This window comes from Anaerococcus lactolyticus ATCC 51172, from assembly GCF_000156575.1.
Taxonomy (GTDB): Bacteria; Bacillota; Clostridia; order Tissierellales; family Peptoniphilaceae; genus Anaerococcus; species Anaerococcus lactolyticus.
In genome coordinates this window covers 134596-146788 of the sequence record NZ_GG666049.1, presented here as the reverse complement: position 1 = coordinate 146788, position 12193 = coordinate 134596, and the positions used below count along the sequence as shown (strand labels likewise).

Genomic DNA, 12193 nt, shown 5'->3' with positions numbered 1-12193 from the left:
ACTCTAGAAGTAGGAAAGCAAATGTTAAAAGAAGAAAGACAAAAAATAATTCTAGACAAGCTAAAAGAGAATAACATTATTCAAGTCTCACAGATGACAGACCTTCTAGATGTTACTGACATGACTATTAGGCGTGATTTAAAGGAGCTTGAGGATAGAAATCTCCTCGTGAGGATTCATGGAGGAGCTAGCAAAATCGAAAAGGCCCGTCCCAGGGAGTTTTCTAATGAAGAAAAACGTCTCAAAAATAGGGAATTGAAGCTAGAGATTGCCAAAAAAATTGGCGAGCTTCTATTGCCAGAGCAAAATATTTACCTGGGAGCGGGAACTACTATAGAATATGTAAGCGAATTTCTTGGAGATAAGAATCTTAATATTTTTACTAATTCACTTTATCTTTTTAGGAAATTAGTCTTTCTCGATAATGTGAATATCAAGTTGATTGGAGGAGAGTTTAGGAAGGTCACAGGTGCCTTTGTCGGCGCTCTTAGCCTCGATCTCGTATCAAAAATGAGGTTTAACCAAGCCTTTATAGGTGTAAACGGTATTAATAAAGGCAAGGCCTACACCTACAGTCCAGAAGAAGGAATTTTGCAGAAGATGATTTTGGATAATTCCTTTGATAGGTACTTGGTAGCAGACTCCTCCAAGCTTGGCTATGAAGACTTGTATCATTTTTATAATATAGAAGATGCAAGATTTATCACAGATTCTAAAATAAGTCCGGAACAATCCAGTGAGATTGAAAAATATACGGAAATAATTAGATAAAATTAAAAAAAGCCTTATAATAATGGTAGTGACCATTTAATATAAAAAGGAGAAAAAATGATATTAACTATTACAGCGAATCCTTCTGTAGATATGTCCTACCAGCTTGATAAGCTTAATATAGACGGTGTCACAAGGACTGATAAGGTTATCAAACACGCTGGTGGCAAGGGTATCCATGTTGGTTATGTCCTTCATGATTTGGGTGCAGATGTTGTCCACTCAGGTTTTGTCGGAGGCAAGCTTGGTGAATTTATAGAAGAAGGTCTCGAACAAAGAGGTCAAAAATCAAAATTCATTAAGATAAAAGAGCCAACTAGAAATTGTCTTGCAATCCTTCACGAGGGAAAACAGACAGAAATCCTTGAGGCAGGTCCAACTATTAGCCAGGCTGAAAGAGAAGAATTTATAAGAAAACTCGACGATATAAGCGCAGGTTGCTCTGTAATTTCCATGTCAGGTTCCCTACCAAAGGGTCTTGATTCAAGTTTTTATGAAGAAATCATAGCCTACGCAAAAAATCACGGCATCTTTGTTGCTGTCGATACATCTGGACAGACCTTAAAAGACGTCGTAAATGCAAAAATAAAGCCAGACTTAATCAAGCCAAACGAAACTGAAGTTGCAGATCTTTTGGGCGAGGAAATAAGCAAAGACAATATAAAAGACGCTCTAACAAAAGCTCCTCTAAAGGATATTAAATACGTAATTGTATCTCTTGGTTCTCAAGGAGCAGTAGTAAAGGCAGGAGACAGAGTCTTTAAGGCAAGTGTGCCAAAAGTTGTCGCAATCAATCCTGTTGGAAGTGGAGATTCATCCCTTGCAGGGGCGATTTTTGCTATAGACAAAGACAAAAGCCCAGAAGAAGTAATTAAAACATCAATGACATGTGGACTTTTAAATGTTTTAACAGAGGAAATAGCCCACATAGAAATAGAAAAGTTTGACGAGTATTTTGAAAAAATTCAAGTAGAGGAGATAAAATGAAAATATCACAAGAAAAATTAGCAAACCTAAAAAAATTAGTAAATGAAGACGGAGCCATAGCAGCCCTAGCCATAGACCAAAGAGGATCCATGGAAAAAATGATGGAAAAAGCAAACTCAAGCCTAAACAACGTAGAAGGCATAGGAAGCTACAAGGAACTAGTATCAAAAGAACTAACTCCATACGCATCATCAATCCTCCTAGACCCAATCTATGGAGAAAAAGGAATCAAAGCCAAAGACGCAAACGCAGGTCTCATCCTATCATATGAACAAACAGGCTATGATGAATACGACGAAGGAAGACTACCAAGACTAATCGACTTCATGAGCGTATTAAGAGCTAAAGAAATGGGAGCAAACGCAATAAAAACCCTCCTATACTACGACTGCGACGACGAAGAAAAAACCAACAACATCAAAAAAGCATGGGTAGAAAGAGTAGGCTATGAATGTGAAGGACTAGGCCTCCCACACTTCCTAGAAATCATCACCTACGACAGAAACATGGACTCAGAAAAAAACGCTGAATACGCAAAAGTAAGACCACACAAAGTAAACAGCGCCATGAAAGAATTCTCAAACCCAAGATACAAAGTAGACGTACTAAAAGTAGAAACACCAACCAACATGAACTTTGTAGAAGGCCTAGGCAAAGAAGAAGCAGTTTACAGCAGAGAAGAAGCAATCAAGCACTTCAAAGCCCAATCTGAATCAACCAACCTACCATACATCTTCCTATCAGGAGGAATCACAGCAAGCCTCTTCCAAGAAACACTAAAACTAGCCAAAGAAGCAGAAGCAAACTTCAATGGTGTCCTATGCGGAAGAGCAACATGGAAAGATTCAGTAGACATCTTCGGTAAAGACCAAAAAGAAGCAAAAGAATGGCTAGAAACAACAGGCAAGGAAAACATCCAAACCCTAAACGAAGTACTAAAACAAACAGCTCATTCTGTCTTTGAAAAGATAGAAGAATAAAATATCAAAAGCTCTGGCAAGACCAGGGCTTTTGTGTTGGGAAAATTTAGATAGATTCATAAATTAAAAAAATATCCAAAATGGCTATTTGATAATGATAAGTAGAAATAATAAATGAATCTATAAAGTGGACACCTATATCTTTAATGAATAAGAAGACATCTTAAGAAACTTATCTCAGGGCCTCTTCCTTTTATCAATTCCTGTAAATATTTTGTATTTTTCTTTGATCAAGCTTGATAAAAAAACTTAATCAAAAACAAGGAGAAACAAAATGACTAGGGGAGAAATTTTATATGCCTTTTTGTCTTTAGCCTTGGGAATAATCCTTGTAGTTGGAATAGTAAGGGTGAAGAGATTACTAAAGTCAATAAATGATAAGATTGATAAGTTATAAGAGGAACCTTGCAAATTAATGCAAGGTTTTTTGTATTGGTTTTATTGAAAATTTAAGAGACTTTTTATTTAATTATATTGAAATGTAAGGGCTAAATAGTAAGTAAATTCTTTTCCAAAATTAGAAATGAATTTGTCTTGATAACGTTTTTATAACGGCTATAGTCAGATTAATAATTCATGAATTATAATAGATGCGAAATTAATTTATAAAGGAGGGGCTATGAGTAGGTTCGAAGGTAAGAATGTTTTAATAACAGGTTCTGCACATGGAATTGGAAAACAAATTGCAATAGATTTTGCAAAAGAAGGTGCGAATATCGTTATATTAGATTTTAATTATGAAGAGGGCGTAAAAACAGCTAATGAAATTAATGAATATGGAAATGCTATTTTTATTAAAGCAGATGTTTCAAATTATAGTGATATTTTAAACGCGAAAGAAATAGTGGAGAAGAAAATAGGTAAGATTAACATTCTAGTTTTGTGTGCTGGTATAGCACAAAAGGCTAAGGTTAATGAAATAACAATTGAAGATTGGGAAAAAGTAATAAATATTAATTTAACAGGACTATTTACTCTTAGTAAAGCATTTTATGAGGATTTAATTAACTCTAAAGGGTCTATAGTTTATATAAGTTCAGGATCTGCTTTAAGTGGAACTGGAGGGGGTGTATCATATCCAGCATCAAAGGCAGGTGGAGAAGGCTTGATGAGAGGATTGGCAAAAGAAATGGGACCACTAGGAGTGAATGTTAACTCAATATCACCAAGATTAATTGATTCAGGAGATATGATGAGAGTAAATTATCCTACACAAGATAGTCTGGATAATGTTTTAAAGAAAATACCAGTAGGAAGATTTGGCCTATGTAAAGATGTATCTAATCTCACATTATTTTTAGCAGATAAAGATAATTCCTATATTCATGGACAAAATATTTTACTAGATGGCGGAAGAACTATAGCTTAAATGGAGGAGAATATGCAAATTTTACTTAATTTTTTTCAAGAATTTATGAGCTTAGGAGCAACAGTTCTATTACCTTTCATTGTTGCTATACTAGGAATCATTTTCAAAATGGATACAAAAAAAGCCATTAAATCAGGACTTTTAGTTGGATTTGGATTTCAAGGTTTGGTACTAGCAGTTGGATTATTAATTAATTCTATAAATCCCGTAATGGAGTATTACAAGTCTATAGGATCAGGATATAGTGTTCTTGAGATAGGTTTTGCTCCATTAGGAGCAGCATCTTGGACAGTTCCTTTTGCAGTATTTGTAATACCGGCAATATTTTTTATTAATATAATTTTAGTTAGGTTTAGAATAACAAAAGTTTTAAATATTGATATTTGGAACTTTATGCACTTTTTGGTCCCAGGAGCATTAGCTTATGCGTTATTTGGAAGTGCTTTTGTTGGATTTGTGGTTTCATTGATATGTGGAATTGGAGTATTGTTCTTTGCAGAATGGTTGGCTCCAGCATGGCAAGAATTTTTTGGATTAGAAGGAACAACATGTACAACTTTATCTTTTGCAGCTTGGGTGTATCCTATAACATTCATTTTAAATAAAATCATGGACAAAATTCCTGGAATTAAAAATTTAGATGTAAATGTATCAAAATTAGGAGATAAACTAGGAATATTTGGGGACACTACTATTATAGGGGTCCTAGTTGGAGTTTTCCTTTCTTTAATAAGTAAGCAGTCATTTAGTAACACTTTAACTGTTGCTATGGGAGTTGGTGCTTCAATGGTGCTTATACCTAGAATGATAAGTGTAATGATGGAAGGATTAACACCTTTAAGTAACTCAGCAAGTATGTATATGCGAAATAAATTGGGAGAAGGTTCTGAGTTGTATATCGGTATGGATATAGCTTTAGGTCTTGGTGATCCTGCGTGTATTACTGTAACAGCAATTATGATTCCTGTAACCATATTATTATCATTTTTAATTCCTGGTATGAGATTCTTTCCTTTAGGAATTTTAGGTGAGGTATGTTATTTAGCACCAATGTGTGTATTAACAAGCAAAGGAAATTTATTTAGAAGTTTAGTGACAATGACCATAATGATGGCGATAACATTGGTATTTATGAATATGTTTATTGGAGAAGCTACTCAAATGTTATCTGTAACTGGCGTTGCAGTTACTGGTGAGGTTACAGCATCTCACTTTGGATGGAATCCAGGTAATTTAATAGTGAATATTATTTATCATTTATTTGCAAAATAGGAGCATAAATGGAAAAGATAAGTTTTTTGGTTTTTAATGGATCGGCTTTGGATAATAATGAAGCAATTGATAAGTGTGTGGAAAAATTAGTAGAGAATGGAATAACAGATAATTTGTTTTCAAAACTATGTATAGAAAGAGAAAAAGAATATCCGACTGGTTTACCAACAGAGATTCCAGTAGCTTTACCACATGCATATTATGAAAATATTAATAAAAATTGTATTTGTGTAATGAGACTAAACTCCCCAGTTAAATTTAAAAGAATGGATGATAACTCTGAAAGTGTAGACGCTAAGATTGTATTCAACTTAGCGATAAAAGATTCGAATAAACACATAAAAACATTACAATATTTAATGGGGTTATTTTCAGATGGAGATTCATTAAAAAAAATACTAGCAATGAATGAAGATAATTTGATAAAGTATTTAGAAGAGAAAGTAGGTTAATTTGAATAATATTATAGCACCATCAATTTTTGCTGCTGATTTTGGAAATTTAAAGTCAGAGATAAAAAAAATGGAAGAAAATGGAATTAAATTAATTCATTTGGATATCATGGATGGCCATTTTGTTGAAAAAATGGCCTTTGGTCCTGATCATATAAAGGCTATAAAGTCAATGACAGATATTCCTATTGATGTACATTTAATGGTGGATAAACCTGAAAGAATAATTGGTTCTGTAATTGAGGCTGGAGCTGATATAATTACGCTACATGTCGAATCATCAGTTAGATTAAATAGCTGCCTAGAAAAAATAAAAAGAAGTGGTTCTAAGGCTGGATTAGTTTTAAGTCCACAAACAAGTGAAGAAACATTAAAGTACATGCTAGACAATATAGATTTAGTTCTCATAATGACTATAAATCCAGGAGAAGCCAATCTAGGATTTAATAGAAATATGATTCAAAAAATAAAAAATACAAAAAAAATGATTGGAGATAGAGATATTCTTATAGAAGTAGATGGAAGTATAGATGATAATAATATAAAATATTGCAAAAAAGCAGGAGCAAATATTTTTGTAGTAGGTTCATATTTATTTAATGGAGATTTCATTTATAATTTAAATAATTTAAAAAGGAAATTAGAAGAGAATGAATGATAATATTATATTGGAAGAGATAAAGAAAAGTTTTGAAAGCATAGACGAAGGTAAAGTATCTGAACTTATTAAAATAATAAATAAGAGCAATAAAATTTTTGTATATGGAGCGGGAAGAACTGGCTTAATGCTTAAAGCATTTGCCATGAGACTTATGCAGTTAGGTTATGATAGCTATGTGGTTGGAGAAACCATTACTCCAGCTATAGAAAAAGGAGATCTTTTGTTATTAGCGTCTGCATCAGGTTCAACAGAAAGTGTTGTTTCAATGGCAAGAAAGTGCAGCGAAAATGGGATTGATATTTATATAATTTCATCAAATACTGAATCAGCGCTTTCTGTTATAAGAAAACCAGATATTTTAATAAGATCATCTGATAAATTTAACCAAAATACAAATAGTAAACAGCCTATGAGTAGTTTATTTGAGCAGATGATATTACTGGTTTTAGATTATTTAGTTTATGAAATATTCAAAAGAGAAAAGAGTATTGGAGATTTGCAAAGTAAACATGCGAATTTAGAATAGGAGGGCATATGAGTAAAAAAATAAAAGTATTAGTTGCTTGTGGTAGCGGAATCGTCACATCAACAATTGTACAAGAAGAAATAAAAAGAATCGCTATTGAAAACAACATAGATATTGATATTAAAAAGTCTACTATTTCGGAAGTTGAAAGTAAACAAAATGAGTTTGATGTAATTTTCACAACTTCAAATTATAGAAATAAGTTAGAAACACCACACTTAAGTGTGTTCGGACTTGTGTCTGGAATAAATAAAGACAAAAATATTGAAGATATAATAAAAATTCTAAAACAACTATCAAATTGACATAGGAGCCATAATGAAAAGAAGGTCTGAAGAAATATTAAGATTAATTTTACAAAATACTGAGGATATAAAATTAAGTAAAATTGCAAAAAAATTTTCTTTATCGGAAAAAACAATTAAAAATGATCTTGACGAAATTAATTCTTACTTATCTTCTATAGGCCAGAATTATTTGTTTTTTGACAGTGATGGCTCCATATATGCTTATAAAAAAATAAATAAAAAAATAATAAGTGACAATCTGACGACTTTTAATATAAAATACTATAAATTTAGTCAAAAAGAAAGACTTGATATGATATTTATTTTGTTGCTTTGGAACAATGATTATTACAATAGCATGAAAACCTTTGCTGAAATTTTAAATGTTTCAAGAGTAACTATAATAAATGATATTGAGAAATTAAGAAAAAAAATAAATCCATCTATAAAAATCTCGACGGTTCCAGGTAAGGGAGTTTTCATAGATGTTGATAGATATACAAAAACAAATGAATTGTTAGAAAAGTTTATTGATGTTTCATTAATGAGGGAGAAGTATATTTATAATGATTATCTTCAAAGCAAATTAAATATCAAAAGTAACTTTAATGAAGTTTTAAAGTATGTTAATTCCTATTTCTCTAAGAATAATATTGTTGTTGATGAAAATTCTCTATTTATATTAATTTTGTATATTTTTATAGTCGTCAATACAAAATGTTATAATGGGAAGACAACCGAAATAATTAATGAAGAAAATCAAGAATTATTAATATCTTATGTGTCTAAAGAGCTAGGGGTTCGAATAAATAATGATGATGCAGAAGATTATAGAAGATTTATAAAAGCCAAAAAAATTGATAGCATTAAAAAAGAATTTGATGAATTAAATTTATATAGTGTAATAAATCATTTTCTGATATCAATAGACCAAAAAACAGGTTATGATCTCAGTTCAGATTCGGTTTTGATTGAATCGTTAATAATGCATATAACAAATATGCGAGATTGGGGTAATTTAGAAATTAAGTTAGAAGATATAGAAAAAAGTGTTGTTAATTTTGAATATCTTCACAAAATAATTTCTGAAAAAATATGTATTATTGAAAACTATTTAATGTATAAATTGAGTTCCAATATGACAAAATCTATAATAATCCATATTTGTATCTCATTGATGAGAAATAATTATCAACAATATGATATAGAGGTCTTAATAGTTTGTCCAGGAAGTGTTGCTACTGGTAGGCTATTAGAATTTCAAATTCAGAAATATTTTAACTTTAAAATTAAAGATGTAATTCCAATTGAAAAAATTATAATAGATACTAAAATTTTAAGGGAAGTTGATTTTGTGATATCAACTGTTGACTTATACAGTATAACAAGTAATTTTGTTAAGGTGAGTCCAATATTAGAAATGGCTGATCTGAATAATATTCAATCTATAGCTCTTAAAAATCAAAGCTATAAGCATAAATTAGTTCAAAAATATCAATACAATAATGATAGGAATTCTATTTATAATCCTAATGTACTATCTGAAATATTAATAAAAGAAGTTCAGATAATTGAAAATAAATTAGAATGGAAAAGAGCAATATTTGAGGCAGCAGAGCCCTTGCTAGAGAAAAAATATATTAGTAAATCTTATGTGTTAAAATCTATCGAAAATGTAGAAAAATATGGTGATTATATAATATTAGGGTATGGGCTAGCGATTGCTCACGCGGGAAAGAAGAAAGATGTATATAAAGATTCTCTAAGTCTTCTTATATCAAGGAAAGGAATTGAATTTTTCGAAAGAAATAAAAAAGTATATTTGCTATTTTTTTTCGCAACAAAAGGTGAGGAAGATTATAAAAAATTATATGAACTATTAATAAGGATGGGGCAGGATAGAAAATTTATAGACACAATAGCTGTAAAGAGCTCCGAGGAAGCATATGAAATGTTAATTAATTATTAGAATTGAAACTGATTTTACCTAGAAACTGATGTCAAGGTATTTAAAGGATATAATTAACTTAATTATATTTATACGCTCTAATAAGAGACTACTAGGCTTATAAGGATTGAAAATTATTAAGAAAATATAGAAATATTTTAGAAGTTATAATCTTAATTAAAAATCAATAGTAATATCATGAATAATATCGTATAAATGATAATAATTAGGAAGAGAAATGAGCAAGTTATTGACTTTTTTTTGTTGTAATTTTAAGCGTTCTATTTTATTTTATGGTCAAAAAATTGTACTAAATGGCTATTGTTTATCAATTTCGCAACGCTAGATTCTATTTAAAATAATAGTAATTAGACTATAAAAAGGGTATTAATATAGTAGATGTTTAAGATGAAAATTAAGGAGAGTTTATGATTTACAAGGCAGATTATTTTATATTAGAAGACTCTATGCTCGAAGACTATTTTATGGAAGTCGAAGATGGAGTCATTGTTGGATTTTCTAAAAACGAACCAGATGAATACGAATATTTAGGAGAAATTGTAGCTCCAGGCTTGGTTGACACCCATATTCATGGTTATGCTGGCAAGGATATTATGAACGCAGAAGAAGGCGCTTTGAATGTGATTTCAAAAGGACTTTTGGAGTGTGGTGTTACTAGCTTTTTGCCAACCACTCTTACAGATTCTAAGGAAAAGACAGATGCAGCTTTGAAGCAAGTTGCTTTAGAATATAAAGATGTGGAAGGTGCCAAGGTTAGGGGTATTTTCCTTGAAGGACCATTTTTCACTGAGAAGTATAAGGGAGCTCAAAACCCTGCCTATATGTCAGATCCAAAGGTTGATTATTTAAAGGAATGGATTGAAATATCAGATGGTTTGGTAAATAAAATTGCTATCGCTCCTGAAAGGGAGGGAGCCTCTGACTTTATCAAAAAAGCCAATGCTATGGGTGTTAGAGTTGCTCTTGGCCATTCAGATGCGAGTTTTGAGCAGGCAGTAGCTGCAGTTGATGCTGGTGCAAATATTTTTGTCCACACCTACAACGGTATGAGTGGTCTCCACCACAGAGAACCTGGTATGGTTGGTGCTGCCATGTCAACTGATGCAATCTCAGAACTTATTTGCGACGGGCACCATGTAAATCCAAATGCAGCTAATATCCTAATGAATGCCAAGGGCAGGGATAAGATTGCCCTAATCACTGACTGCATGAGCGCTGGAGGTATGGCTGATGGCGACTATATGTTGGGTGAATTTCCAGTAAGGGTAGAAGGTGGAACAGCTAGATTAAAGGAAGGTGGTTCGCTTGCAGGTTCTATCCTTAAACTAAAAGAGGCTGTTAAAAATGTAGTTGATTGGGAAATCGCAGATATTTTTGAGGCTATTCAAATGGCAAGTCTAATTCCTGCAAAATCAGTTGGTATTGACAATGTTTGTGGCAAGCTCCACGAAGGCTACTCCGCAGACTTCATAGTTCTTGACTATGATAAGAACTTAAAAAAAACATTTTTGAATGGAAAATTAGTTTATAGTAAGTAAAAAAGATTTTTAAGCTTCCCTGATTGGGGAGCTTTTTTATCTAAGATAGTGATAATCGTTATTGACAACTCCTTGAATTTTTATTATAATTAGTTTGAAACAAGTAAGAACTCATTGCATGCTGGCGTTTTAAATGTGTGGCTTTGCAGGTGCTCATATAATTTCGGAGGTAATAATGAAAGTAAAAAGTAAAGCAAGTCTTGCTCTAGCCCTTTTGTTGGCTATAAATTTTATGCCTGGACAAATTAATAGAAGTCAGGCTGATGAAGCTGTAGCAAAAGAAGAAGCAGCAAGCGATAAAATGGAAGTTGACGATGCTATTGCCATTATTGAAGAAGCAATGGCAGATAAGGAAGATGTAAGCAAAAAAGATTTTGAAGAAAAGGTAGCTAAGGCCAAGGCAGACCTTAAAAAATATTTGGATTCAATGGACGAAAAATCAGTTGATAACCCAGCTATAGACTATGAAGGTCAAACCAAGGCAGAAATCAAAAAATCAATAGCCAGAGCTAAAGAGCTTTTAGCTGATGAATCTATTGACCAAGCTAAGCTTGAAGAAATGGAAAAGATTCCTTTCAAGAAAATAGATGGCAAGAAGAAAGGTTTATTCAGAGATTACACCCACAAGGCCCTAGTTAATTTTAAAGTTGTAGGCAAGAGAGAAAATACTAATCCTCACAACAACAAAGCTTACACAGGTCTTAAGAAAAACAAAATTATGATTAAATCAACCTTTAAGGGTCTTAAGAAGGCAGGCGAAAGCGACAGCAAGTTTATAAAATTAAACTATGTTACAGAAGCTGATTATAAGGCAATGAAGGTGGACGGAGTTTCTTCATCAACTCCAAAATATAATAAACAAGAACTACCTAAGGAAGACTACACTGTTAAAGAAGTAGCAGGTGGTTATGAAATAGAAATCAAAAAACTACCAGCAGATGTGAAATTTATAAAACCTATAGTCCTTGTAAAATTAGCTGATGGAACCTACTTTGAAAACGGCGATATAGTTTATGCAAAAAGCGAAAAAACACCAGCAAAGGCTGAAAAAGTAGATCAAAAGAGCGAAGCTAGAGAAAAGGCAAGCGAGAAAAAAGAAGAAAAGACTTCAAGCAAAAAGGCTAAGGAAGCTAAGAAGACAGACTCAACAAGCGAAGCTAAAAAGAAAGACAATAAAGAAGAAGCAAAAGCAGGGGCTAAAGCTCCAGCCAAAAACGCAAAAACAGGCGTTGCATCTTCAATAGCAGCCATCCTAACCCTAGGAGCAAGCTCAACAGCCCTCTTTGCTAGCAAGAAAAGAAAATAGAAATTAAGGCCCTGAGGGGCCTTGTTTTTTTGATGTAACCTTGATAGGAGAAATAAATTTATATTTGGAAAAATC

Annotated in this window: 13 protein-coding genes; all 13 read left to right on the top strand. The window is 32.2% G+C overall.

The window, feature by feature from the left end; translation table 11 throughout:
• Window positions 1-21: 21 nt before the first annotated feature.
• The 13 genes from HMPREF0072_RS08710 (at window position 22) to HMPREF0072_RS08655 (ending at window position 12118) form a co-directional block, all read left to right on the top strand.
• Window positions 22-771: a DeoR/GlpR family DNA-binding transcription regulator gene (locus tag HMPREF0072_RS08710; RefSeq protein ID WP_004829339.1), complete on the top strand. Its 750-nt coding sequence runs from the start codon at window positions 22-24 to the stop codon at window positions 769-771.
• A 57-nt stretch (window positions 772-828) separates the two neighbouring features.
• Window positions 829-1758 carry a 1-phosphofructokinase family hexose kinase gene (locus tag HMPREF0072_RS08705; RefSeq protein WP_004829337.1) on the top strand — a complete coding sequence of 310 codons (930 nt, stop codon included), beginning with the start codon at window positions 829-831 and terminating at the stop codon, window positions 1756-1758.
• Window positions 1755-2738, top strand: coding sequence for a tagatose 1,6-diphosphate aldolase (locus tag HMPREF0072_RS08700; RefSeq protein WP_004829334.1), 984 nt, complete (start codon window positions 1755-1757; stop codon window positions 2736-2738). Before HMPREF0072_RS08705 ends, HMPREF0072_RS08700 begins: the two co-directional genes overlap by 4 nt.
• Before the next feature lie 274 nt (window positions 2739-3012).
• On the top strand, window positions 3013-3135 hold the full coding sequence (locus HMPREF0072_RS12625; RefSeq protein ID WP_004829331.1) for a hypothetical protein: 123 nt from the start codon (window positions 3013-3015) through the stop codon (window positions 3133-3135).
• Between the two features lie 222 nt (window positions 3136-3357).
• The gene (locus tag HMPREF0072_RS08695) at window positions 3358-4107 is read left to right on the top strand and encodes an SDR family NAD(P)-dependent oxidoreductase (protein WP_004829329.1); all 750 of its coding nucleotides are present in this window, start codon (window positions 3358-3360) and stop codon (window positions 4105-4107) included.
• Between the two features lie 12 nt (window positions 4108-4119).
• On the top strand, window positions 4120-5379 hold the full coding sequence (locus HMPREF0072_RS08690; RefSeq protein ID WP_039931305.1) for a PTS transporter subunit IIC: 1260 nt from the start codon (window positions 4120-4122) through the stop codon (window positions 5377-5379).
• 8 nt (window positions 5380-5387) lie between these two features.
• The gene (locus tag HMPREF0072_RS08685) at window positions 5388-5831 is read left to right on the top strand and encodes a PTS sugar transporter subunit IIA (RefSeq protein ID WP_004829325.1); all 444 of its coding nucleotides are present in this window, start codon (window positions 5388-5390) and stop codon (window positions 5829-5831) included.
• A 1-nt stretch (window position 5832) separates the two neighbouring features.
• Entirely contained in the window at window positions 5833-6489 is a 657-nt protein-coding gene (gene rpe / locus HMPREF0072_RS08680; RefSeq protein WP_004829322.1) for a ribulose-phosphate 3-epimerase, read from the top strand.
• Window positions 6482-7018, top strand: a complete 537-nt coding sequence (gene hxlB / locus HMPREF0072_RS08675) for a 6-phospho-3-hexuloisomerase (RefSeq protein ID WP_004829321.1) — start codon at window positions 6482-6484, stop codon at window positions 7016-7018. The genes rpe and hxlB overlap by 8 nt, the downstream gene beginning before the upstream one ends.
• A gap of 8 nt (window positions 7019-7026) precedes the next feature.
• Window positions 7027-7323: a PTS sugar transporter subunit IIB gene (locus HMPREF0072_RS08670; RefSeq protein WP_004829319.1), complete on the top strand. Its 297-nt coding sequence runs from the start codon at window positions 7027-7029 to the stop codon at window positions 7321-7323.
• A gap of 13 nt (window positions 7324-7336) precedes the next feature.
• Window positions 7337-9274, top strand: a complete 1938-nt coding sequence (locus tag HMPREF0072_RS08665; protein ID WP_004829317.1) for a BglG family transcription antiterminator — start codon at window positions 7337-7339, stop codon at window positions 9272-9274.
• A 407-nt stretch (window positions 9275-9681) separates the two neighbouring features.
• Entirely contained in the window at window positions 9682-10812 is a 1131-nt protein-coding gene (gene nagA / locus HMPREF0072_RS08660; protein WP_004829316.1) for an N-acetylglucosamine-6-phosphate deacetylase, read from the top strand.
• Window positions 10813-10987: 175 nt separating this feature from the next.
• Window positions 10988-12118 carry a sortase gene (locus HMPREF0072_RS08655; protein ID WP_155811902.1) on the top strand — a complete coding sequence of 377 codons (1131 nt, stop codon included), beginning with the start codon at window positions 10988-10990 and terminating at the stop codon, window positions 12116-12118.
• Window positions 12119-12193 lie beyond the last annotated feature (75 nt).

What these genes read in the sequence shown, in the direction of transcription:
- HMPREF0072_RS08655 (WP_155811902.1), top strand. Translation starts at nt 10,988, where the DNA reads ATGAAAGTAAAAAGTAAAGCAAGTCTTGCTCTAGCCCTTTTGTTGGCT.
- HMPREF0072_RS08695 (WP_004829329.1), top strand. Translation starts at nt 3,358, where the DNA reads ATGAGTAGGTTCGAAGGTAAGAATGTTTTAATAACAGGTTCTGCACAT.
- HMPREF0072_RS08700 (WP_004829334.1), top strand. Translation starts at nt 1,755, where the DNA reads ATGAAAATATCACAAGAAAAATTAGCAAACCTAAAAAAATTAGTAAAT.
- HMPREF0072_RS08710 (WP_004829339.1), top strand. Translation starts at nt 22, where the DNA reads ATGTTAAAAGAAGAAAGACAAAAAATAATTCTAGACAAGCTAAAAGAG.
- HMPREF0072_RS08670 (WP_004829319.1), top strand. Translation starts at nt 7,027, where the DNA reads ATGAGTAAAAAAATAAAAGTATTAGTTGCTTGTGGTAGCGGAATCGTC.
- HMPREF0072_RS08685 (WP_004829325.1), top strand. Translation starts at nt 5,388, where the DNA reads ATGGAAAAGATAAGTTTTTTGGTTTTTAATGGATCGGCTTTGGATAAT.
- hxlB (WP_004829321.1), top strand. Translation starts at nt 6,482, where the DNA reads ATGAATGATAATATTATATTGGAAGAGATAAAGAAAAGTTTTGAAAGC.
- HMPREF0072_RS08665 (WP_004829317.1), top strand. Translation starts at nt 7,337, where the DNA reads ATGAAAAGAAGGTCTGAAGAAATATTAAGATTAATTTTACAAAATACT.
- HMPREF0072_RS08705 (WP_004829337.1), top strand. Translation starts at nt 829, where the DNA reads ATGATATTAACTATTACAGCGAATCCTTCTGTAGATATGTCCTACCAG.
- HMPREF0072_RS12625 (WP_004829331.1), top strand. Translation starts at nt 3,013, where the DNA reads ATGACTAGGGGAGAAATTTTATATGCCTTTTTGTCTTTAGCCTTGGGA.
- nagA (WP_004829316.1), top strand. Translation starts at nt 9,682, where the DNA reads ATGATTTACAAGGCAGATTATTTTATATTAGAAGACTCTATGCTCGAA.
- HMPREF0072_RS08690 (WP_039931305.1), top strand. Translation starts at nt 4,120, where the DNA reads ATGCAAATTTTACTTAATTTTTTTCAAGAATTTATGAGCTTAGGAGCA.